Source organism: Citrobacter sp. RHB20-C16, assembly GCF_013890155.1.
Classification (GTDB): Bacteria; Pseudomonadota; Gammaproteobacteria; order Enterobacterales; family Enterobacteriaceae; genus Citrobacter_A; species Citrobacter_A amalonaticus.
This window is the reverse complement of record NZ_CP057630.1, coordinates 2,914,404-2,937,464: the sequence shown is the minus strand read 5'-3', so window position 1 is coordinate 2,937,464 and position 23,061 is coordinate 2,914,404. Positions and strand designations below refer to the sequence as shown.

23 protein-coding genes and 3 tRNA genes are annotated in these 23,061 nt (G+C 51.2%); 18 read left to right on the top strand and 8 right to left on the bottom strand.

Annotation, left to right across the window (positions count from 1 at the left end):
• Positions 1-55: 55 nt before the first annotated feature.
• Positions 56-370 (top strand): flagellar hook-basal body complex protein FliE, encoded by a 315-nt coding sequence (fliE, locus tag HVX64_RS14095; RefSeq protein ID WP_043000291.1) that lies wholly within the window; start codon positions 56-58, stop codon positions 368-370.
• Positions 371-455: 85 nt separating this feature from the next.
• Here fliE and yedF read toward each other — a convergent pair whose 3' ends face one another.
• A complete protein-coding gene (yedF, locus tag HVX64_RS14090) occupies positions 456-689 on the bottom strand; it encodes a sulfurtransferase-like selenium metabolism protein YedF (protein WP_000790504.1) in 234 nt (77 codons plus the stop codon).
• The gene (gene yedE / locus HVX64_RS14085; RefSeq protein ID WP_044257596.1) at positions 686-1,891 is read right to left on the bottom strand and encodes a selenium metabolism membrane protein YedE/FdhT; all 1,206 of its coding nucleotides are present in this window, start codon (positions 1,889-1,891) and stop codon (positions 686-688) included. Before yedE ends, yedF begins: the two co-directional genes overlap by 4 nt.
• A gap of 185 nt (positions 1,892-2,076) precedes the next feature.
• Between yedE and yedD the strand changes: the two genes are divergently transcribed.
• Entirely contained in the window at positions 2,077-2,490 is a 414-nt protein-coding gene (gene yedD, locus HVX64_RS14080; protein WP_043000294.1) for a lipoprotein YedD, read from the top strand.
• A gap of 39 nt (positions 2,491-2,529) precedes the next feature.
• On the opposite strand, the gene amyA is transcribed toward yedD, so the two are convergent.
• The 4 genes from amyA to fliD all read right to left on the bottom strand — a co-directional run bounded on the left by amyA (position 2,530) and on the right by fliD (position 6,286).
• On the bottom strand, positions 2,530-4,017 hold the full coding sequence (gene amyA / locus HVX64_RS14075) for an alpha-amylase (RefSeq protein ID WP_044257597.1): 1,488 nt from the start codon (positions 4,015-4,017) through the stop codon (positions 2,530-2,532).
• A gap of 68 nt (positions 4,018-4,085) precedes the next feature.
• The gene (gene fliT / locus HVX64_RS14070) at positions 4,086-4,457 is read right to left on the bottom strand and encodes a flagella biosynthesis regulatory protein FliT (RefSeq protein ID WP_043000296.1); all 372 of its coding nucleotides are present in this window, start codon (positions 4,455-4,457) and stop codon (positions 4,086-4,088) included.
• A complete protein-coding gene (gene fliS, locus HVX64_RS14065; RefSeq protein ID WP_043000297.1) occupies positions 4,457-4,864 on the bottom strand; it encodes a flagellar export chaperone FliS in 408 nt (135 codons plus the stop codon). Before fliS ends, fliT begins: the two co-directional genes overlap by 1 nt.
• 15 nt (positions 4,865-4,879) lie before the next feature.
• Positions 4,880-6,286 carry a flagellar filament capping protein FliD gene (gene fliD, locus HVX64_RS14060; RefSeq protein ID WP_044257598.1) on the bottom strand — a complete coding sequence of 469 codons (1,407 nt, stop codon included), beginning with the start codon at positions 6,284-6,286 and terminating at the stop codon, positions 4,880-4,882.
• A gap of 255 nt (positions 6,287-6,541) precedes the next feature.
• On the opposite strand from fliD, the gene HVX64_RS14055 reads away from it, so the two are divergent.
• From HVX64_RS14055 to sdiA, 8 genes are all read left to right on the top strand, one after another.
• Positions 6,542-8,080, top strand: coding sequence for a flagellin (locus tag HVX64_RS14055; protein WP_044257599.1), 1,539 nt, complete (start codon positions 6,542-6,544; stop codon positions 8,078-8,080).
• Positions 8,081-8,242: 162 nt separating this feature from the next.
• Positions 8,243-8,962: an RNA polymerase sigma factor FliA gene (fliA, locus tag HVX64_RS14050; RefSeq protein WP_044257600.1), complete on the top strand. Its 720-nt coding sequence runs from the start codon at positions 8,243-8,245 to the stop codon at positions 8,960-8,962.
• Between the two features lie 59 nt (positions 8,963-9,021).
• Entirely contained in the window at positions 9,022-9,573 is a 552-nt protein-coding gene (fliZ, locus tag HVX64_RS14045; RefSeq protein ID WP_044257601.1) for a flagella biosynthesis regulatory protein FliZ, read from the top strand.
• 87 nt (positions 9,574-9,660) lie between these two features.
• Positions 9,661-10,461 (top strand): cystine ABC transporter substrate-binding protein, encoded by an 801-nt coding sequence (tcyJ, locus tag HVX64_RS14040; RefSeq protein ID WP_043000301.1) that lies wholly within the window; start codon positions 9,661-9,663, stop codon positions 10,459-10,461.
• Positions 10,462-10,569: 108 nt separating this feature from the next.
• The gene (dcyD, locus tag HVX64_RS14035) at positions 10,570-11,556 is read left to right on the top strand and encodes a D-cysteine desulfhydrase (protein WP_044257602.1); all 987 of its coding nucleotides are present in this window, start codon (positions 10,570-10,572) and stop codon (positions 11,554-11,556) included.
• A gap of 14 nt (positions 11,557-11,570) precedes the next feature.
• Complete coding sequence (tcyL, locus tag HVX64_RS14030) at positions 11,571-12,239, top strand: cystine ABC transporter permease (RefSeq protein WP_042318310.1); 669 nt, start codon at positions 11,571-11,573, stop codon at positions 12,237-12,239.
• Complete coding sequence (gene tcyN / locus HVX64_RS14025; protein ID WP_043000303.1) at positions 12,236-12,988, top strand: L-cystine ABC transporter ATP-binding protein TcyN; 753 nt, start codon at positions 12,236-12,238, stop codon at positions 12,986-12,988. Before tcyL ends, tcyN begins: the two co-directional genes overlap by 4 nt.
• A 234-nt stretch (positions 12,989-13,222) precedes the next feature.
• Positions 13,223-13,945, top strand: coding sequence for a transcriptional regulator SdiA (gene sdiA, locus HVX64_RS14020; RefSeq protein ID WP_043000304.1), 723 nt, complete (start codon positions 13,223-13,225; stop codon positions 13,943-13,945).
• A 66-nt stretch (positions 13,946-14,011) separates the two neighbouring features.
• Here sdiA and HVX64_RS14015 read toward each other — a convergent pair whose 3' ends face one another.
• Both HVX64_RS14015 and HVX64_RS24295 read right to left on the bottom strand, forming a co-directional pair.
• Complete coding sequence (locus tag HVX64_RS14015; RefSeq protein WP_042318315.1) at positions 14,012-14,236, bottom strand: DUF2594 family protein; 225 nt, start codon at positions 14,234-14,236, stop codon at positions 14,012-14,014.
• Positions 14,233-14,349 carry a hypothetical protein gene (locus HVX64_RS24295; RefSeq protein ID WP_044257603.1) on the bottom strand — a complete coding sequence of 39 codons (117 nt, stop codon included), beginning with the start codon at positions 14,347-14,349 and terminating at the stop codon, positions 14,233-14,235. The genes HVX64_RS14015 and HVX64_RS24295 overlap by 4 nt, the downstream gene beginning before the upstream one ends.
• 348 nt (positions 14,350-14,697) lie before the next feature.
• Between HVX64_RS24295 and uvrY the strand changes: the two genes are divergently transcribed.
• The 8 genes from uvrY (at position 14,698) to HVX64_RS13975 (ending at position 23,016) form a co-directional block, all read left to right on the top strand.
• Positions 14,698-15,354: a UvrY/SirA/GacA family response regulator transcription factor gene (uvrY, locus tag HVX64_RS14010; RefSeq protein WP_043000305.1), complete on the top strand. Its 657-nt coding sequence runs from the start codon at positions 14,698-14,700 to the stop codon at positions 15,352-15,354.
• On the top strand, positions 15,351-17,183 hold the full coding sequence (gene uvrC, locus HVX64_RS14005; protein WP_043000306.1) for an excinuclease ABC subunit UvrC: 1,833 nt from the start codon (positions 15,351-15,353) through the stop codon (positions 17,181-17,183). Before uvrY ends, uvrC begins: the two co-directional genes overlap by 4 nt.
• Before the next feature lie 56 nt (positions 17,184-17,239).
• Positions 17,240-17,788, top strand: coding sequence for a CDP-diacylglycerol--glycerol-3-phosphate 3-phosphatidyltransferase (gene pgsA, locus HVX64_RS14000; protein ID WP_044257604.1), 549 nt, complete (start codon positions 17,240-17,242; stop codon positions 17,786-17,788).
• Between the two features lie 150 nt (positions 17,789-17,938).
• A tRNA-Gly gene (locus HVX64_RS13995) sits at positions 17,939-18,014 on the top strand.
• Between the two features lie 49 nt (positions 18,015-18,063).
• Positions 18,064-18,137: transfer RNA gene (locus HVX64_RS13990), tRNA-Cys, on the top strand.
• A 12-nt stretch (positions 18,138-18,149) separates the two neighbouring features.
• Positions 18,150-18,236: transfer RNA gene (locus tag HVX64_RS13985), tRNA-Leu, on the top strand.
• A 208-nt stretch (positions 18,237-18,444) separates the two neighbouring features.
• Positions 18,445-19,359, top strand: a complete 915-nt coding sequence (locus HVX64_RS13980) for an alpha/beta hydrolase (RefSeq protein ID WP_052443912.1) — start codon at positions 18,445-18,447, stop codon at positions 19,357-19,359.
• 597 nt (positions 19,360-19,956) lie between these two features.
• Complete coding sequence (locus HVX64_RS13975) at positions 19,957-23,016, top strand: autotransporter outer membrane beta-barrel domain-containing protein (RefSeq protein ID WP_052443913.1); 3,060 nt, start codon at positions 19,957-19,959, stop codon at positions 23,014-23,016.
• Positions 23,017-23,061: the final 45 nt, after the last annotated feature.

The following is a 23,061-nucleotide window of genomic DNA, read 5'->3' as shown; positions in this document are numbered from 1 at the left end:
TCTTATTGACAAACTGGTAATCTCTGCTGCGTAGAAAACCATCCAGAGGATTATCATGTCAGCGATTCAGGGGATTGAAGGGGTTATCAGCCAGCTCCAGGCGACGGCGATGAGCGCCAGGGCGCAGGAGACACTGCCGCAACCGACCGTGAGTTTTGCCGGTCAATTGCACGCGGCGCTGGACCGCATCAGCGATACGCAAACTGCTGCCCGCGTACAGGCGGAAAAATTCACGCTGGGTGAGCCGGGGATTGCGCTCAACGATGTGATGACCGATATGCAAAAAGCCTCAGTTTCCATGCAGATGGGAATTCAGGTGCGCAACAAACTGGTGTCGGCCTATCAGGAAGTGATGTCCATGCAGGTGTAGGTTTGAGTGCCGGATGGCGTTGGCGCTTATCCGGCCTGTGATTCCCTGTAGACCGGATAAGGGGCCGTTGCCTTCCGGCAAACAGTTACTTCTGAATCAAATAACGAATTGTCGGCCCATCTTGCTGAATATCGAGCACGGTATAGCCATGGTTGCGCGCATCCAGCGGAATGTTATTGATGGACTGCGGACAGTCGCTGACCACTTCCAGAATTTCCCCTTTCTTCAACTGCGGCATCGCTTCCAGCGTCGCGACGGCAGGGTAAGGGCAGGGCTCGCCGACCATATCAAGGCGATAATCAGGAACAATGTTTTTCATGCGGATTCCTTAGCAGGGGTCAGCCCGGCACGACGGAAGAAATGTTTTTCCCAGCCGATGATTAACATCAGGGCGGCAAACAGCAGCAGATAGGTTACCAGCAGGCCGCCGAGCGGACCGAAGGTATTGAGCAGGTTAATTTTATCCCAGTTGGTGGCCAGCGCAGGGGCGAAGTCATCCCAGTAGTAGGCCAGAATCGTTGAGCCGATGACGTTACCGAGACCCACCCACCAGTAGTGTACCTGGCCTTCCACCGCGCGGTACATCCAGCCGGTTTCACACCCGCCCGCCAGCACGATACCAAAACCAAACAACAGCCCGCCGATTACTGCATTTGGGCCCGCCCACATGATTTTGGCTTCCACGCCCAGTTGTACGTAGCTGAAAATACCGATTGCGCTGACGCCCATCCCGAAGATGATCGCCTTTGCCATATGGGTGCGTCCGGTGATCCACAGATCGCGGAAGGCGGAGGTGAAGCAGATTTGCGCGCGCTCGATCAGCAGACCAAAACCCACGCCGAACAGCATCGCCAGACCCAGCTTCGGCTGGTTCATGGCGGTCAGTAGCGCCCAGCCAATCATGCCGATAAACACCAGCATGCCGAGGCGGAAACGACGGCGCGCCTGATCCGGTTTCTGCGTCAACGGCGACGCAGCGGAGACTTTCTGCATGTTGACCGGAATGCGGAATATTGGCAGCAGGGTAAAACGTGCGCCAAACCAGGAACCGATGGCGGTTGCCAGGGCAAAGAACCAGGCGTGCAGAGAGAATTGAGGAATACCAGTAAAGAATGCCGCCAGGTTGCAGCCCATCGCCATACGCGCGCCGAACCCGGCGATGATCCCGCCCAGCACCGCCTGCATGATGCGGATGCGACTGCGCGGCATGCGTAGTTTGACGTTGTTGGCCCACAACGCTGCCGCGAAGCAACCGCCGAACATACCGAGGATCATCATCCCGTCGATGCGAGTGAGCGGGGTGCCTTCCAGGTGGATCAGCTTGTAGTAGCCCCATTCTTCCGCATGGACGCCAAACAGTTGCAGGATTTGTCCGCCCCAGCGGGTAAATTCACCCGTGACGGCCCAGAAGGTGCCAGTGATGCCAAAATAATACGTAGAGAGAATACCCGCTGCGATGACCGCAGGGATGGGCGCCCAGAATTTAACTAACCAGGCTTGTTTGAATTGTTGCCATGACATGTGTTTTGCCTCTGAACTCAGAAGGTGTGAAACAAGAAAGCGGATAGTACACCACGGCGGCAATTTTGCCTGGTACTATTAAGCGGTAATCCCAAATGGATCAAAGTTCTGCTGGCACCGCGAAAGGCTGGCGACCGCAGGCCTTTAATGCCACAATCCTCTTTTCTTCGCATGCAGGATGAATGATGAAAAAATGTGCAATCGTTGGGGCGTTACTGATGTTAGCGGGATGCGCCGAGGTGGAAAACTACAATGATGTGGTCAAAACGCCTGCGCCCGCCGGGCTGGAAGGGTACTGGCAGACTAACGGGCCGCAGCGCAAACTGGTGAGCCCGGAAGCTATTGCCAGTCTGGTGGTGACCAAAGAGGGCGATACGCTCGATTGTCGCCAGTGGCAGAGGGTTATTGCGCTGCCGGGTAAGCTAACGATGTTGTCCGGTGACTTAACCAACGTGACGGTCAAACGTGAACTTTATGAGATCGAGCGGGAAGGGAACACCCTGGAATATGACGGGATGACCCTGCAACGCGTGGACCGTCCAACGGTGGAGTGTGCCGCCGCGCTGGAGAAATCCCCGCTGCCAACGCCATTACCGTAATCAATTGTCCCCGACACTTTTCCCTGTCGGGGCGCTTCATCAGATCACCTCTTCAATGACCCATACGCTGACGCTGCCGCCATTGCAGTAAAACGTAGCCCCGCCATTTTCGTCAGTGATGACGATCTCCTCGCGGTTTCCCAGATAGTCGCGCCAGGTTTTATTGCCGTAGTTTTCACCCAGCATAAGCGTTTTTTCACCGTCGTCGCCATTGGATAACACCACCACGCATCCGGGATCGTCGTCCGTTCCGCTACGGCTGAAAGCAATGCAGTTGGGGTGATCAAACCAAAGCGTCTGAATGCCGTGGGCGAAACGCTGGCGGGCAAGAATGAGTTCGGCGAGTTGCTCGATGACAGGCATGTCGATGGTATAGGTTTCTCCGTCGCCTCCGGTATCTTCATAGTGCGCGCCATAGAGATCTGGATAGAAAATCGACGGTACGCCATTTTCCCGCAGCAGGATGAGCGCGTAGGCCAGCGGTTTGAACCATGCTTCAACGGGGGCTTCCAGCGCCTGCAACGGCTGGGTGTCATGGTTGGCGACCAGCGTCACGGCGTGAAACGGATCGGCTTCTACCAGCGTGCCGCTGAAGATCTGGCTCATGTCGTAATCACGTCCCTGACGCGACGCTTCATGAAAATTGAGCTGTAACGGGGCGTCGAACAGCATCGTTTTGCCTTCCACCTGGTCGATATAGGTTTGCAGCTTATCCACTTCGTGCGACCAGTATTCGGCAACGATAAACAGCGGCTTCGGTGCCACCTCCTGAACGTGTTCAATCCACTCTTTATAGAACCAGGCCGGAATGTGCTTTACCGCATCGAGACGAAAGCCATCACACTGCGTTTGTTCCATCACCCAGCGCGCCCAGTATTTAATCTCTTCGGTGACGGCGTGATTACGAAAGTCGATGTTTTCGCCCATCAGGTAATCGAAATTGCCCATTTCATCGTCGACCTGGTCGTTCCAGCCCTCGCCGGTATAGTCGTTGACGATTTTAAAAATGCCGTCTTCGTCAGGGTTTTCGATGTGGTCGATGCCGCTGAAGCATTTGAAATCCCAGATGAACTGCGAGTACTGACCGCCTCGCGCCGGGAAGGTGTAACGCGTCCAGGCTTCGCATTCGATGATCTCATCGGCAATCTGCGTGCGATCGTCTTCGTTGACCCGCTGTACGCGCAGGGGCTCTTTTTCGTCCGCCCCCATTTTGTGATTCACCACCACGTCGAGTAGCACCGCGATGTCGTTTTTCTTCAGCGCGTCGATAGCCGTAAGAAGCTGCGCCTTATCACCATATTTGGTGGCAAGGGAGCCTTTTTGGTCAAACTCGCCGAGATCAAACAGATCGTAAGAGTCATAGCCGACGGAATAGCCGCCTGACGCGCCTTTATAGGCGGGCGGCAACCAGACCATGTTGATACCGATATCATTGAGGCTGTCTGCGCGCTCTGTCACCTCTTGCCAGAGTTTGCCACCTTCAGGGTAATACCAGTGGAAGAACTGCAGTAACGTGGGGTTTTTCATCTTCCGAGCTCCAGAAGTCTTGTAGACGACCTCTGGAGTATGGAAGATTTTTGCTAACGTAGCGGGAATTATTGTGGAGCAGGGGGAGCGTCGGGTACCAGCAGCATGCCAGAAAGTCGACCATAAGCATTGTTGAGCGACTGCTGACGCGTTGACTGGCCTATCAGACCACTAAGCTCATCGAGCCGTTGGCGCAGTAAACCTTTCAGGCATTCTTCGTTATCCAGCGTCTGTTTGATATAACTGGCCACGATATCCTGAATGCTGCGTGTCATGCCCGGTGGAGTTTGCGTTTCAACGACCGCTTCAATACTTTGCAGATAGGTGACTTCCTGTTCCAGTAAAAGGTCCCATTCACCCCGCTGCGCAAGTTCGAGCAGCGACTGACTGAGCAGCGCAATGCGCTGCCAACGGTTGATAAACTCCACGGCTGAGGTCATTAACGAGACTCCTGGGAAGATGCTTTCGGTGAGATCTGTTTCCAGGCTTCCGCAATGTTGCCGAGTAACCCTTCCACTTCTTCAATGGCTTGACTGTCATTGCGTAAATTAGCAAGTAATAAACGACGGATCATATAGTCATACAGCGAAGAGAGATGGTCGGCGAGTTCGCCGCCATTCTCCTGATCCAGTCCCGCTTTCAGACCATTATCAATGATATTGATAGCCTTACTCAATGCTTCCCCTTTGGCGGTAATATCACCTTGCTCTAAAAACAGGCGAGCGCGCACCAGGGCGCTGTTTGCGCCATCAAACAACATTTCGATCAACTGGTGCGGACTCGCACTCATCACGCCGCTTTCCACGCTGATTTGCGCATAAGCTTTGGTACCGCTCGCGGTATACATGTTTACCTCTGGTTATCAGGAACTGGTCATCGCAGTAAATTGCTGGTTCAGGTAGCTACTGGTGTTATTCAACTTGCTCATCATGGTATCCAGTTGCGTAAATTGAGCCTTATACCGCGCAATGGTATCGTCGATACTGGTGCTGACGGCCAGATATTGCTTGGTCAGCTTTTTCAGTGTGGCGTTAATGTTGTCTTGTGCACTATCAATAATGCCGTCGTCGGCCAGGTAACCTTTAACTTGCTCTGCAATTTTGCTGGTGATTCCGGTTTCTTTACCATCACCGACCAGTAATTCGCGTGTACCAGCGGTATTTTCATCCAGCGCTTTTTTCAGTTTGGCATCGTCGATTTTTAATTTCCCGGTTGTGCCGTCGGATGTGATGCCAATTTCGTTCAGGGTTTTAAAGGCTCCGGTGCTGCCGGCATTAGAAAACTGAGCGCGAATACCCGTCTGAATAGTACGCACAACGCTATCCCCGAGCAGCGCACCGTTATTTTGATCCTGTTCTTCTGCTCCAGGATCCACCTCAGTGTACTTGGTCAGTGATGAGAAGGTGTCAAGCAAGGAGTTATAGGCATCCACCCAGCCTTTAATCGCATCAGTCGCTTTGCTATTGTCTTTGGTGACCGTCAGGCGTGCGTCGGTGACTTCTTTGGTCAGATTCAGCGTGACGCCCTGCGGCGCATCGGTAATCGTATTACTGGGACGCTCAATCTCGATGCCATTAACGGTAAGTTGCGCATTTTGCGCGCTAACCAGCTGTTTCATATTCCCGCTGCCAGCGGTGCTGTCATAGGCTAATAAATCGTTAAGTTTGCTGTCGCCTTCAACCGAAATTGTCATCGTGTTCTCAGTGCCAGAGTCGGCAGTGAGAACTAACTGATAATCACCTTCTTTTACTTTGACGATACTGGCCGAAATACCACTATCGGCATCGTTAATGGCATCGCGAATACCTTCCAGAGACGTCTGGTCTTTAGACAGTTTAATTTCCAGCGGCTCTTTGCGCCCGGCTTGTTCAATTTTGATGGTGCGAGTGTCAGAAGAGGTATCACCCAGCGCATCTTTCGTGGAACTGATGTCTACTGTGGTACTAAGTGACTGCGCCTGCGCCAGTTTGGTCACGCTGACGGTATAAGTTCCTGCTGCTGCGCCCGCAGTCGTCGTCGCGGTTAAATCTTCCGTGCTGCTGGTAATGGTTGTGCTCTTAAAAAGATCGGCACTGTTCAAAGTGGTGTTGGCGGTCTGAAACTTTTCCAGTGCGCTTTTAAGCGTGCCATAAGCCGTTAATCGCGCGGTATTTGCGCTCTGTTGCTGTGTAATAGGCGTTAAGCGTTTTTTTTCTGCAGTGGTCAGGTTCGTCAGCAATGTGTCCAGTGGTAAGTTTGAGCCTACGCCCAATGATGTAAACGAAGCCATGCCTTATTCCTTTTGATTGCAAACAGTAGTTAAACGCGTTATCGGCAATCCCGGGGCAAAGTTTAATAATAGTTTTCGAAAAATAATGCCCGGAATAATGGCGTATAAAGAGGGTATTTCAATGGCTAAGAAAAAATGATTGGGAAACTCAAAATTCTCTAAAGTTCGAAATTCAGGTGCCGATACAAGGGTTACGGTGAGAAACCGTGGGCAACAGCCCAATAACATCAAGTTGTAATTGATAAGGAAAAGATCATGGCACAAGTCATTAATACAAACAGCCTGTCGCTGTTGACCCAGAACAACCTGAACAAATCTCAGTCTACCCTGAGTTCTGCTATTGAGCGTCTGTCTTCCGGTCTGCGTATCAACAGCGCGAAAGACGATGCTGCGGGTCAGGCGATTGCTAACCGCTTCACCTCTAACATTAAGGGCCTGACTCAGGCTTCTCGTAACGCCAACGACGGTATCTCCATTGCGCAGACAACTGAAGGCGCTCTGAACGAAATCAACAACAACCTGCAGCGTGTGCGTGAACTGACTGTTCAGGCAACTAACGGCACGAACTCCGATAGCGACCTGACCTCTATTCAGAACGAAATCACCCAGCGTCTGAGCGAAATCGACCGCGTATCCGGTCAGACTCAGTTCAACGGCGTGAAAGTACTGGCTCAGGACAACACCCTGAAAATTCAGGTTGGCGCTAACGACGGCGAAACCATCTCCATCGACCTGAAAAAAATCGACACCCAGAGCCTGGGCGTGTCTGACTTCCGCGTGAACGGCGCGCAGAAAGCCACTGCCAGCGACCTGATTTCTAAATTTGGCGCGACCGGTACTGATAACTACACCGCTATGGTTAGCGATGGTACTAAAAATCCTGGTGATGCTGACTATTCTGCGGAATCAACCAAAATTACTGTTGATGTTAAATCCCAGACAGTAATGAACGATGGTAAGGCACTGTATGTTAGTGCGAAAGATGGCAGCTTAATTGATACGGCCACAGTTGGTAATACAGCTTCCACCATTTATACAACCACTGCAGCCCAAAATGATAGTGCTGAGGGGCTGGCAAAATTAGGTGCTAGTGCAAAAGCTGGTGATAAATTCACTTATGATGGCATGGAATTCACCGCTAAAGCTGATTCTGACGAATTTGGTAATGGTACCTATACGGCGAAAGTCGATGGAAAAACCGTCACCTTCACTGTTGCTGGTGAAGATGTTGATGGAGATAAAGCAACAGTTAAGACTGACGTAGCACTGTATGCTTCTCAAAGTGGAACTTTGACCACTAACGCAACAACCGCCAACAAAGCCGCTACAGTAACCGATCTGCAGAACGTCAGTGCAACCAAAACAGGTAGCACGCTGAAATCAAGCGGTGCAACCTATAACGTTGACGTTGACGGCGTTGTGACTAACGATGCTGACGATAAAGTCATGTACCTGACTACCGACAAAAACGGTAGCGCTAAACTGGTTAACGAAGACGTGGCGAAAGCCAGCACCAGCACTGAAGACCCGCTGGCTGTGATCGACGCTGCGCTGGCACAGGTTGACGCTCTGCGTTCTGACCTGGGTGCGGTACAGAACCGTTTCGATTCTACCATCACCAACCTGGGCAACACCGTTAACAACCTGACTTCTGCACGTAGCCGTATCGAAGATGCTGACTACGCGACCGAAGTGTCCAACATGTCCAAAGCACAGATCCTGCAACAAGCAGGTACTTCTGTTCTGGCACAGGCTAACCAGGTTCCGCAGAACGTTCTGTCTCTGCTGCGTTAATTTACGCTTCTTGCGCAAACCCCGCTCCGGCGGGGTTTTTTCGTTCTGGCTTTACCGGTAACCCCTAAATAACCCCTCATTTCACCCACTATTCACCCGATTAAAACCCCTGCAGAAACGGATAATCATGCCGATAACTCATTTAACGCAGGGCTGTTTATCGTGAATTCACTGTATACCGCTGAAGGTGTAATGGATAAACACTCGCTGTGGCAGCGTTATGTACCGCTGGTGCGTCACGAAGCGTTGCGCCTGCAGGTGCGTTTGCCCGCGAGCGTAGAACTGGACGATCTGCTACAGGCGGGCGGTATCGGGTTATTGAATGCAGTTGACCGATATGACGCTCTGCAAGGAACGGCATTTACCACTTACGCAGTGCAGCGTATTCGTGGGGCGATGCTGGATGAACTACGCAGCCGCGACTGGGTGCCGCGTAGCGTTCGGCGCAATGCCCGCGAAGTGGCACAGGCGATGGGGCAACTGGAACAGGAATTAGGGCGCAACGCGACGGAAACTGAGGTGGCGGAGCGGCTGGCGATTCCTGTAGAAGAATATCGTCAGATGTTGCTTGATACCAACAACAGCCAACTCTTCTCCTATGACGAGTGGCGGGAAGAGCATGGCGATAGTATCGAGCTGGTGACAGAAGAACACCAGCAGGAAAACCCGTTACAACAGCTCCTTGAGAGCAATTTGCGCCAGCGCGTGATGGATGCCATTGAAGCCCTTCCGGAACGCGAACAACTGGTGCTCACGCTCTATTACCAGGAAGAACTCAATCTCAAAGAGATTGGCGCGGTTCTGGAAGTCGGAGAGTCACGGGTCAGCCAGTTGCACAGTCAGGCCATAAAACGGTTACGCACGAAGCTGGGTAAGTTATAGCGAACGACGTTGTCGGCGCTGAAAAATGCCGCACAACGTATTGACTACCAGGAGTTCTCATGACGGTGCAGCAATCAAAAAGACGGCCTCTAAGCCGCTACCTCAAAGACTTTAAACACAGCCAGACGCATTGCGCCCATTGCCACAAGTTACTGGATCGCATCACGCTGGTGCGCAAAGGGCAGATCGTCAATAAAATCGCCATTTCCCGCCTCGATACGCTCATGGATGAAGCCGCCTGGCAGCAGGAGCAGAAAGAGTGGGTGGCGCTATGCCGTTTCTGCGGCGATCTGCACTGCAAAACGCAGAGCGATTTCTTCGACATCATTGGTTTTAAACAATTCCTGTTTGAACAGACCGAAATGAGCCACGGAACCGTACGCGAGTATGTTGTCCGTTTGCGCCGTCTCGGTAACCATCTCAGCGAGCAGAAAATTTCTCACGATCTACTCCAGGACGGTTATCTTGATGAAAACCTGGCGCCGTGGCTGCCGGAGACCAGCACCAACAACTATCGCATCGCACTGCGTAAGTACGCCCAATATAAAGCGCATGCTCGCCCCGAACCGCAACAGAATTCCTCCCTCCGGATGACTTCTGATATATATTAAAAATGAATAAGATGTAGCAGAGTGATTTATGTCGTTACCCATAAACGCTCTACACTACGGGCATTCATAACAACATTCGGGGTAAATATGAAATTAGCACTTCTGGGACGCCAGGCGCTGATGGGCGTGATGGCTGTGGCGCTTGTCGCGGGAATGAGCGCAAAAACGTTTGCAGATGAAGGTCTGTTGAAGAAGGTTAAAGATCGCGGCACGCTGCTGGTGGGGCTGGAAGGTACCTATCCGCCGTTCAGTTTCCAGGGCGATGACGGTAAATTGACCGGTTTTGAAGTGGAATTTGCCGAAGCGCTCGCGAAGCATCTGGGCGTGAAAGCCACGCTGAAACCGACCAAATGGGACGGGATGCTGGCCTCTCTGGATTCTAAACGCATCGATGTGGTGATCAATCAGGTCACCATCTCCGACGAGCGGAAGAAGAAATATGATTTCTCTACCCCTTATACCGTCTCCGGTATCCAGGCGCTGGTGAAAAAAGGCAATGAAGGCGCGATTAAAACCGCAGCCGATCTGAAAGATAAGAAAGTGGGCGTGGGCCTGGGGACTAACTATGAAGAGTGGTTACGTCAGAACGTCCAGGGCGTTGATATCCGGACTTATGATGATGACCCGACGAAATATCAGGATCTGCGCGTAGGCCGTATCGACGCCATTCTGGTGGATCGTCTGGCGGCGTTGGATCTGGTTAAAAAGACCAAAGATACGCTGGCGGTCACCGGTGAAGCCTTCTCCCGTCAGGAGTCAGGCGTTGCGCTGCGTAAAGGCAATGAAGATCTGCTGAAGGCGGTGGACGCAGCGATTGCTGAAATGCAGAAAGACGGCTCGCTGAAGGCGCTTTCTGAGAAGTGGTTTGGCGCGGATATCACCAAATAGTCCAAACGATATGAAAAAAAAGGCGCTTTAATCAGCGCCTTTTTTATTTCATGCGTTTGAACGTGCATAATAAAAAGAACATCACAACAACGAATAATCGGAGGCTTTATGCCACTGCACAACCTGACACGCTTTCCGCGCCTGGAATTTATCGGTGCGCCGACGCCGCTGGAATACCTGCCGCGCTTTTCTGACTACCTGGGACGGGATATCTTCATCAAACGCGATGACGTCACACCGATGGCGATGGGCGGAAATAAGCTGCGCAAGCTTGAGTTCCTGGCCGCAGATGCGCTGCGTGAAGGCGCTGATACGCTGATCACGGCAGGCGCGATTCAGTCTAACCACGTGCGTCAGACGGCGGCGGTCGCCGCGAAGCTGGGACTGCACTGCGTGGCGCTGCTGGAAAACCCCATTGGCACCACGGCGGAAAACTATCTCACCAATGGCAACCGACTGCTGCTGGATCTGTTCAACGTACAGGTTGAGATGTGCGATGCGCTACATGCACCGGATGCCCAATTGCAAGAACTGGCCACCCGAATCGAAGCGCAGGGCTTTCGTCCCTACATTATACCGGTTGGTGGTTCAAACGCGTTGGGGGCATTAGGCTATGTTGAAAGCGCGCTGGAAATCGCTCAGCAGTGTGAAGGCGCGGTGCAGCTCTCTTCGGTGGTGGTAGCATCTGGCAGTGCAGGAACGCACGCCGGGCTGGCGGTTGGGCTGGAACAACTGATGCCGGATGTGGATCTGATTGGCGTAACCGTTTCACGCAGCGTAGCCGATCAAAAACCGAAAGTGGTGGCGCTGCAACAGGCTGTTGCCAGAGAACTGGAACTGACAGCGGCGGCGGAGATTTTGTTGTGGGATGACTACTATGCCCCAGGCTATGGCACGCCAAATGAAGAGGGGATGGAAGCCGTGAAGTTGTTGGCGCGTCTGGAAGGGATCCTTCTCGACCCCGTCTATACCGGAAAAGCGATGGCCGGACTGATTGACGGAATCAGCCAGAAACGCTTTAAAGACGAAGGCCCGATTCTCTTTATCCATACTGGTGGGGCGCCTGCGCTGTTTGCCTACCATCCACACGTGTAATTTCGGATAAGCTCATGCAAGAAAGTATCCAACTGGTTATTGATTCCCTGCCGTATCTGCTCAAAGGGGCTGTGTTTACGCTGCAACTCAGTATTGGCGGGATGTTCTTCGGCCTGCTGCTGGGATTTATCCTCGCGCTGATGCGCCTGTCGCCGCTGCTGCCACTGCGCTGGCTGGCGCGTTTCTATATCTCTATTTTTCGCGGTACGCCGCTTATCGCACAACTGTTTATGATCTACTACGGTCTGCCGCAATTTGGTATTGAGCTGGATCCGGTGCCGTCCGCAATGATTGGCCTGTCGCTCAATACGGCGGCCTATGCCGCGGAAACGCTGCGCGCGGCGATTTCATCGATTGATAAAGGACAGTGGGAAGCGGCTGCCAGTATCGGGATGACGCCGTGGCAGACAATGCGTCGCGCCATTTTACCGCAGGCTGCCAGGGTAGCGCTGCCGCCGCTGAGCAACAGTTTTATCAGTCTGGTGAAAGACACGTCGCTGGCGGCCACCATCCAGGTGCCAGAACTGTTCCGTCAGGCGCAGCTGATCACCTCGCGCACGCTGGAGGTATTCACCATGTATCTGGCGGCATCGCTGATCTATTGGATCATGGCAACCGTGCTGTCTTCATTGCAGAACTACTTTGAAAATCAACTGAACCGCCAGGAGAGAGAGCCGAAATGAGTGCGATCGACGTAAAAAACCTGGTCAAGAAATTTCATGGGCAGACGGTGCTGCACGGCATCGATCTGCAAGTGCAGGCGGGAGAGGTGGTCGCGATCATCGGTCCCAGCGGGTCGGGAAAAACGACGCTTCTGCGCAGTATTAACCTGCTGGAACAACCGGAAGCGGGTACGATCACCGTGGGTGATATCACCATTGATACGGCGCGATCGCTCGGTCAGCAACGAACGCTGATTCGCCAGTTGCGCCAGCATGTGGGCTTCGTGTTCCAGAGCTTCAATCTCTTTCCCCATCGCACGGTACTGGAGAATATCATTGAAGGTCCGGTTATCGTGAAAGGCGAGGGCAAAGAAGAGGCGATGGCGCGGGCGCGGGAACTGCTGGCGAAAGTGGGGTTGGCCGGGAAAGAGACCAGCTACCCGCGGCGCTTATCCGGCGGGCAGCAGCAGCGAGTGGCGATTGCCCGTGCGCTGGCCATGCGCCCGGAAGTGATTCTGTTTGATGAACCGACGTCTGCGCTCGATCCTGAGCTGGTGGGCGAGGTGTTGAGCACTATCCGTCAACTGGCGCAGGAAAAACGCACCATGGTGATTGTGACCCATGAAATGAGCTTTGCCCGCGATGTTGCGGACCGGGCGATATTTATGGATCAGGGGCGCATTGTGGAACAGGGGCCAGCCAAAGCGCTATTTGCCAATCCACAGCAACCGAGAACCCGTCAGTTTCTTGAGAAGTTTCTGCTGCAATGATTGGTTTTCTCCACTCGTCCGGGATTATCCCATTTCGGCCGAGTGGAGATGCATAAATAGTAATACCAGACGCATGATGATGAACGTATTTCCCTGGACAAAATACGCGAACTGAAACAACGCTCAAGTAATCTGCTCCCTGACCGATATTTTATACATCTACCGTATGTTTATGTGATAGGTTATTTCTCACATTTAAAATGATTATCACTCTCAAGGGTGCGAATACTGAGTATGCAGGATTTAGATTTCTTTACCTGGCGACGGACGATGCTGTTACGCTTTCACGAAATGACTTGCGCAGAAGACGTCTACAGCGAATTACAGCAGCAGACACTATTGCTGGAATTTGATTATTACGCGCTGTGTGTCAGGCATCCGGTTCCGTTCACGCGTCCTAAAATTTCCCTTCATACCACTTATCCCGATGCGTGGGTTTCGCAATATCAGGCGGAAAACTATTTCGCGATTGATCCTGTGCTGAAGCCGGAAAACTTCATCCAGGGACATCTGCCCTGGAATGACGCATTATTCAGTGACGCGCAGACGATGTGGGATGCTGCTCGTTCACACGGATTACGCAAAGGCGTCACGCAATGTCTCATGCTGCCAAATCGCGCATTAGGCTTTCTCTCGGTCTCACGGTCAAGCCTGCGTAATACGCCGTTTGCGGGCGATGAAGTCGAATTGAAACTGCAGTTGCTGGTGCGCGAAAGCTTAACGGCACTTTCCCGACTCGAAGATGAAATGGTGATGGCGCCGGAAATGCGCTTTAGCAAACGAGAAAAAGAGATTCTGAAATGGACGGCGGAAGGGAAGACTTCAGCTGAAATTGCGATGATTCTGTCGATATCAGAAAATACCGTTAACTTTCACCAGAAGAATATGCAGAAGAAGTTTAACGCGCCGAATAAGACGCAGATTGCGTGCTATGCCGCGGCGACCGGGCTTATCTGAAACAATAAACGTTCTGCGTGGCAGACGATAAACCGGCTGAAAGCATTGCTCTCAGCCGGTTTTTCTTTACTGACGGTAAGCTTGTTTAATTTGCTTAACAGTGCTGGAAAATACTGCAGCCTGCGCGTCGTCTTCGACCAGCGCGATCTGTTTTTCCATTTTAAGAATCACGCGGCCCGCATCGGCCTGGCCCATGGCTTGCAGCATCAGCGTTAACAGCGCCTTCAGGCAGGTGACTTCATTAGCCAGTTCTTGATTATTCTCGGCAGTGGAAAAATCAGGCGTACTCATTTATTTTCCTCGTAATGTTTCAGTAAAAATTTGCGATGATAAATGTTAAGGCCGCGGAGTATACCATAAGCTGAGGGAAAAATAGCAGTGGTTGTTTTTCGATCGGAAATCACACCAGCGGAGTTAAATTAAACAACAACATAAGAAGTCTATATTTTCCTCATTTATTGTTTATTCCGAGTATTTTACTCGTTAATTATTGTTACAAACTTACCTGTCTATTTAGCATTTAGGCGAGAGAAAGCGAGCTTTTGTCACTATTGTGAAACCTCGTTCCCGAAAATAGTGCGTGTAACTGGCTGTTCTTAGCCTAAGTTTCCACAAAGCGTACAGACTAATTTCCGAAAACGAGAGCAAAATCGGTTACCGGACGTTTTTTACGTTTTAAAGTTGAGATAAAACCCGCTAATATAGTGGCGATCCACTATCAGTAGCGTTATCCCTATTCTGGAGATATTCCTTTGATCAACGTTCTTCTTGTTGATGACCACGAACTGGTGCGCGCAGGGATACGACGCATTCTTGAAGATATAAAGGGTATAAAAGTTGTCGGTGAAGCAGGTTGCGGTGAGGATGCCGTTAAATGGTGTCGCGCCAACACCGTCGACGTCGTGTTGATGGACATGAACATGCCCGGTATTGGTGGCCTTGAAGCCACGCGCAAAATTGCGCGTTCAACTGCCGATATTAAAGTGATTATGTTGACCGTTCACACGGAAAACCCGTTGCCGGCAAAAGTGATGCAGGCCGGAGCCGCAGGTTACCTGAGTAAGGGCGCTGCGCCTCAGGAAGTGGTAAGTGCCATCCGCTCGGTTTATTCCGGGCAGCGCTACATTGCTTCTGACATCGCCCAGCAAATGGCATTAAGCCAGATTGAACCCGAAAAAACGGAAACCCCGTTTGCCAGTTTGTCTGAGCGCGAATTGCAGATTATGCTGATGATCACTAAAGGTCAGAAGGTGAATGAGATTTCCGAGCAGTTGAATCTCAGCCCTAAAACGGTGAACAGCTATCGCTATCGTATGTTCAGTAAACTAAACATTCATGGTGATGTAGAGCTGACTCACCTGGCAATTCGCCATGGCCTGTGTAATGCGGAGACGTTAACAAGCCAGTGAGCGATCAGTTTGACGCGAAAGCGTTCCTAAAAACCGTAACCAGTCAACCCGGCGTTTATCGTATGTATGATGCCGGTGGTACGGTTATCTATGTGGGTAAAGCGAAAGACCTGAAAAAACGGCTTTCCAGCTATTTCCGCAGCAACCTGGCTTCGCGTAAGACCGAAGCGCTGGTTGCGCTCATTCAGCAAATCGATGTGACGGTGACGCACACCGAAACGGAAGCGTTGCTGCTCGAGCACAACTATATCAAGCTGTATCAGCCGCGTTACAACGTGCTGTTACGTGATGACAAATCCTATCCCTTTATTTTTCTCAGCGCGGATACGCATCCCCGGCTGGCTATGCACCGTGGCGCGAAACATACCCGAGGCGAATACTTTGGCCCGTTTCCCAACGGCTATGCCGTCCGTGAAACGCTGGCGCTGTTACAGAAAATTTTCCCGATCCGTCAGTGTGAAAACAGCGTTTATCGCAATCGCTCGCGCCCTTGTCTGCAATACCAGATCGGCCGTTGCCTGGGGCCCTGCGTCGAAGGCCTGGTGAGTGAAGAAGAGTATGCGCAGCAGGTTGACTATGTTCGGTTGTTTTTATCCGGTAAAGATGACCAGGTCTTAACTCAACTGATCGCGCGGATGGAGAAAGCCAGTCAAAATCTGGCGTTCGAAGAGGCTGCGCGTATACGCGATCAGATCCAGGCCGTGCGCCGGGTGACGGAGAAACAGTTCGTTTCCAACGCGGGGGACGATCTGGACGTGATCGGCGTTGCGTTTGATGCCGGGATGGCCTGTGTCCATGTGCTCTTTATCCGCCAGGGGAAAGTGCTGGGCAGCCGCAGTTATTTCCCGAAAGTGCCGGGAGGGACTGAACTGGGCGAAGTGGTAGAAACCTTCGTCGGGCAATTCTACCTCCAGGGCAGCCAGATGCGCACGTTGCCTGGCGAGATCCTGCTGGATTTCAATCTGCACGACAAAACGCTGCTGGCCGATTCGCTTTCTGAACTGGCAGGGCGTCGTATTAATGTGCAGACCAAACCCCGCGGCGATCGCGCACGTTATTTGAAACTGGCGCGGACCAATGCCGCCACGGCGCTGACCACGAAACTCTCTCAGCAGTCGACCATTACCCAACGGTTGACGGCGCTGGCAACCGTGCTGAAGCTGCCAGCTGTAAAACGGATGGAATGTTTTGACATCAGCCACACGATGGGCGAACAGACGGTGGCATCGTGCGTGGTCTTTGATGCGAACGGGCCGCTGCGTGCGGAATACCGTCGCTACAATATCACCGGTATCACGCCGGGCGATGACTATGCGGCAATGAATCAGGTACTGCGTCGCCGTTATGGTAAAGCCATCGAAGAAAGTAAGATTCCGGATGTGATCCTGATCGACGGCGGAAAAGGGCAACTGGGGCAGGCGAAGGCCGTTTTCGCCGAGCTGGATGTCCCCTGGGATAAAAACCACCCTCTGCTGTTAGGTGTTGCAAAAGGCGCTGACCGTAAAGCCGGTCTGGAAACGCTGTTCTTTGAACCGGAAGGTGAGGGATTTAGCTTGCCGCCGGATTCGCCGGCATTGCATGTGATTCAGCATATCCGCGATGAGTCCCACGATCATGCCATTGGCGGCCACCGTAAAAAACGGGCGAAAGTGAAAAACACCAGTACGCTGGAGACCATCGAAGGCGTTGGACCGAAGCGTCGCCAAATGTTGTTGAAATATATGGGTGGTTTGCAAGGATTACGTAACGCCAGCGTTGAAGAAATTGCAAAAGTGCCGGGTATTTCGCAAGGACTGGCAGAAAAGATCTTCTGGTCGTTGAAACATTGAGTCCGCTGTAGCAACATAGGGGTAAATTCTCTGACAACAGATAGTTACCCGTCACTATGCAATTTAATATTCCAACGTTGCTTACGCTGTTTCGCGTCATACTTATCCCATTCTTTGTCGTGGTGTTTTATCTGCCATTCACCTGGGCGCCGTTCGTTGCTGCGCTGATCTTCTGTATCGCTGCGGTGACCGACTGGTTTGACGGTTTTCTGGCGCGTCGCTGGAACCAGAGTACGCGCTTTGGTGCGTTTCTCGACCCGGTTGCGGATAAAGTGCTGGTGGCAATTGCGATGGTACTGGTGACCGAGCACTATCACAGTTGGTGGGTGACGCTGCCCGCGGCCACGATGATTGCACGTGAAATCATCATTTCCGCGCTGCGTGAATGGATGGCGGAACTGGGTAAGCGCAGCAGCGTGGCGGTCTCCTGGATCGGCAAAGTCAAAACCACCTCGCAAATGGCAGCGCTGGCCTGGCTGCTGTGGCGTCCGAATATCTGGGTGGAGTACGCGGGGATTGCACTGTTCTTCGTCGCTGCGGTCCTGACGCTGTGGTCAATGTTCCAGTATTTGAACGCCGCGCGTGGGGATTTGCTTGAACAGTGATCGTTTCGCCGTAAATTTCAGCAAACGAGCGTAAGTGGCGAAAAATATCGTTGACTCATTGCGTCAGGTAAGTAGAATGCAACGCATCGAACGGCAGCGCAGATTGCCAGACGATAGTAAAATCAAGTGATTAACGATTTGCTTGATGATGCGGGAATAGCTCAGTTGGTAGAGCACGACCTTGCCAAGGTCGGGGTCGCGAGTTCGAGTCTCGTTTCCCGCTCCAGATTAAGACATCGGCAGTTGCGGGTGTCAGTCGCAAGACAAAGATTTAAGGCGCGTTAGCAAAGCGGTTATGTAGCGGATTGCAAATCCGTCTAGTCCGGTTCGACTCCGGAACGCGCCTCCACTTTCTTCCCGAGCCCGGATGGTGGAATCGGTAGACACAAGGGATTTAAAATCCCTCGGCGTTCGCGCTGTGCGGGTTCAAGTCCCGCTCCGGGTACCATGGGAAAAGCAGAATAATCAAAGCAATAAGCAGTGTCGTGAAACCACCTACGGGTGGTTTTTTTGTGTCTGAAATTTGCCTCCAGATTGTCTGGTAACCGTCTGTGGGCGTCTTTTCATGGACGAGAGTTCATTGTGTATTGTGCTGAAACCGAACGCGTTTTCTGTATACTGATCTCCAGTCTGGCGATTCGCAGTGAGGCGACATCATGTTAAGCATTGAAGCTAAGCGCAAAAGAGACGCACTTTTCAGGAATTACGCAAGCAATGTAGATTTCGTGCTTAACACGCCTCTTCATGAGCAAAGAAGAGTATGGGAAGAAGGGGCAAAGAATGTTCCGTTACCCGAAAATGTCAGCACAGAAGAAATTGATGAAGAGGGTATTTCAGCGGAGTGGGTGCGACATTCGCAGGCCGAAAAGCGGAAAGTTATTCTGTACCTTCATGGCGGAGGTAACAGTCAGGGATCAAGCATCACACACCGGAAACTGGTTGGACATATTGTCCATTATGCAAACGTGAATGCCCTCACGCTCAACTATTCATTAGCTCCTGAAAATCCCTTTCCCGCCGGTTTGATGGATGCCAAATATGCGTGGCAGTGGCTATTAGCGCAGGGGTATCGGCCTGATGAGATCATTCTTGGCGGTGACTCAAGCGGTGGAGGGCTGGTTTTATCTCTGCTCCTGCTACTCAAAAGTGAAAATTTTCCGTTGCCGCATTCCGGTTTCTTATTATCTCCGATGCTTGATTACACCTTATCGGGCGACAGCATCTCTTCCTGTGCAGATAAGGACCCGCTGATCGTTATTGAGGATTTGCGGCAAACCGTCGCATACTATTGTTCTGATGCCGAAACCTCAAATCCGCTGGTTTCTCCTCTTTTTGGCGATCTGACCGGACTTCCCCCTCTCCTGGTACAGACAGGAAGCGATGAATTACTTCTCGATGACGCGATCCGCCTGACGAAACTAGCCACAGAGGCCGGTGTTAACGTTCAAATTGAAGTGTGGAAAGGTATGTGGCACGTATTCCAGTCATCCGCAGACAAGATACCGGAAGCAAATCGCGCAATACGCCGAATTGCTTCCTTTATTCATTCGCAGCCGCTTGAGGCGTTGTAGAGGGGACTTCAAACAAAGCGCGTCAATATAATACGCAACAGAGATATATTGGGTCTGTAAAAAACCAGGAATAATCTAGTCCCTATTTAACAAGTCAATGATAAAAATAGAATGATATTTTCACAAATAAATAGCTCTATACATTTGGCATTTTTCTGGCTATATTTAATACGGGTGATTTCTATTCTTCATCTTTCAGTAGATGAAATCATCTGATGTTACGAGAGTATTTTATCATTTAACATGAAGGCCATTATTCTGAAACGTACAGTTTTGGTGGTTTTCTGTGCATCTAATTTTATATTCTACCGGCTTTTATATGACGCCTGAAAAGTAATATTTCTTTTAAAAACAAAGAGAATTATTATCAGGAGTATTGGTTTTTAATAAATCGGAATAATGGGAATTGGATGCTAATTATCTTAATTAGCAAGGTTATACGCTGTTATTAAGAACCTGGTATTGATGAAATATATCGTAGTGAGGAGATAGTGTTATTGTTTTATTTAAAATCATTAGCCGGGAAATTTTCTTTCTGGGGAAAAACGTTATCGCAGCGACACTGGCAATGAAAATGCTTATCAGGAGGACAGACAAATGATTCAAGGGATATTGAAAAAGATATTATTAGCAGCTTCAGGTTGTACCGTTATAGTTGCTTTTCCTGTCTACACGGAAGAATTAGTCAGCCGGAATTACACCACCGGCATAAACCAGATTGCTTCGGGTGATCATACCGTAACGGCGGGTGATGTGTTGCTGGATGCCAGCGGATATACCGGAATGTTTTATTACCAGCGTTCAATACTTAATACGACTAATGGCAGGATGAATATTGACATTGCTCAGGGCAAGACATTGAGCATTATAGGGTTTAATAATAATCCCGTTGATAACAGTTCTGCGGTTTATGCCTGGAAAAGAGGAACACTTAGCGGAACGATGACCTTTACCGGAGGCAATGTTGTTGTCAGCAATGTTGTTAAAGACAGCTATTCCGATATCTATGGACTCTTTGCCGGGCCTGGAGGGGTACTAAATTTTGAGAGCGATGGTGAAAATAAAATCAATCTCTCTGTGCTCGTGCCTCTGGCCGATGAGGTTTCTACGCACCGCCATGGTATTGGTCTTTATGGGGGAGAGTTGAATTTTGACGGAGGGCTGTTTTACATCAATGTTGATGGCGATCCGGGGAGTTACTCGATTGACAGACGCATCGGGATATTAATAGCCGGGGGCAGTTCAGTGAACGTCAGGGCGGATAACATTCTGATTGATACAAATGAATCTGCAATCATGGTCGGGAGAGATGCAGGATCGGCTAATTACCCGATGGCCAATAATGTCGTCAACAGCGCGAATCTGGAAGCAAATTTCATCCATCTGAAAAGCAGCCAGGGTATTTTATCCAGAGTGAGTAGCGATTACCTCACCCGCTCGCGTTTCACCTTCACCGGCACTACGCTCATTGAAGCCATTGTCCATGGAGATATAGACAATCTTTTTGGTGACAATGTTGGGGGGGACATTCTTTCTGCTAACTCGACAGATTTTGTCTTTAACAGCGACACGACCCTGATTGGTGAAAACCTGACGCCACTCGGTACGCGTGGTGAATATGAACACGAATATCTTGGATGGTTAGATGGGCACTGGCTTAGAGGCGTCGCGCTGATGGATACCTCATCATTAATCGCCAATGCGGATTTCAAACTCCAGAGCAACGGGGGATATTACAACACGGGACTCTACCTGTGGGAAAGTCAGGCCCTCTTCAAAGGGAGAACGTCTATTTCCGTATTAAACGGCGTGGATACAACTCGGGGTGTCTATCTTTATGGCAGTCCCGAAGAAACGACTTATGCTGAATTTCAGGATGACCTGACGGTTTCCACTTCAGGTTCTCAGGCGGAGTATATTTCCGGGATTGAAGTTCTTGCCGGAGGCAAAGCGGACATTCAGAAAGGGTTATTTATCAATGATAATCCTGCGATAACCTGGTCGCTGTTCTCATCAGGCGATGGAAGCCTGATTGATGTGAACACATCAGAAACCGGAACCGTTCAGATTGACGGCGATATTGGGGCGACAAACGGCGGTACGCTGAATATGACCCTCAATAATGCCAACTCCTGGTTAACCGCGGCCAGTTATACCGCAACAACAACGTCGACCAGCCAGGGTGTCGTAGACATGAATATCACTAACGGCGCGGTATGGAACATGACTGGCAATTCGCATGTCACTAACCTGTCGCTGTCGGGCGGGCGCGTGAATATGCTGGCGCCGGGCAATACTGGCGCGTTTAAGTCTTTGACTGTGGAAGGCGATTATACCGGCGGTGGCACCCTGATGATGAACACGGTACTCGGAGGGGATAACTCCGCAACGGACAAACTCATCGTAGAGGGAAATACCTCCGGCCACACGTTGGTGGCAATCAATAATATTGGTGGCATGGGCGCGCAGACGGTCGAAGGGATTGAAATTGTCAATGTTGCAGGAAACTCCAGTGGGACTTTCGAGAAAGAGAGTCGCATTGTTGCCGGTGCGTATGATTACAATGTGATCCGGCGCGGCAGCAACTGGTATTTAAGCAGCACTGGGGGGCTGAGTGACCCCGTTGACCCGGGCGTGCCAGCTTCGCCAGAAATCCCGCAGGCACCGGTTCACCCTGGTGGTCCTTCACAGATTCGCCCGGAATTTGGCAGTTATCTGGCTAATAACCTGGCTGCCAATACCCTGTTCATTTCGCGGCTTCACGATCGTCTTGGCGAAACGCAGTATACCGATGCGCTAACTGGTGAGAGTAAAACTACCAGCATGTGGATACGCAACGTGGGAAGTCATACGCGCTTTAACGACGATAGCGAACAGTTAAAAACCCAGAGCAATAGTTATGTGCTGCAACTTGGCGGCGATCTGGCGCAGTGGAGTTCAGATGGTCTGGACCGCTGGCATCTTGGGCTAATGGCGGGTTATGCCAACAGCCGTAGCCGCACCACATCAGCGTTAAATAACCATCATTCCCGTGGTTCGGTCGACGGTTACAGTGTGGGTCTGTATGGTACCTGGTATGCCAACGAACCTGATCAATCCGGAAGCTATGTGGACACCTGGATGCTCTATAACTGGTTTGATAACACCGTCAATGGTCAGTATCAGGCAAGTGAAACGTATAAATCCAAAGGCATCACGGCTGCGGTTGAGGCGGGTTACAGCCTGAAGGTTGCAGAAAGTCAGCAATTGACCTACTGGATCCAGCCCAAAGCTCAGATCGTCTGGATGGATGTGCAGGCGGACGATCATCGGGAACGTAATGGCACGCCGGTGAAGGCGGATAGCACTGGTAATCTGATGACCAGTCTGGGTGTCAGAGCATACGTCAATCGTAAACCCACCGTCGAAGAGGACAAGATGGCAGGCATCCAGCCATTTGTTGAAGCGAACTGGATCCACAACTCACACAGCCCGCGAGTGACCATGGGTGAGATGCCAAATGACGTCCAGGGAGTGAAAGATTTGGCAGAACTGAAAATTGGTGTGGAAGGACAACTCTCCTCTCGCTTGACGGTCTGGGGAAATATCTCCGGGCAAGTGGGGAGCGACCACTACAGCAATGCCCAGGGCATGGTGGGTGTGAAATACAACTGGTAAGCATGGGACTGGATATTCCATGAGAAGGGTGAGGGGCAGGGTAAA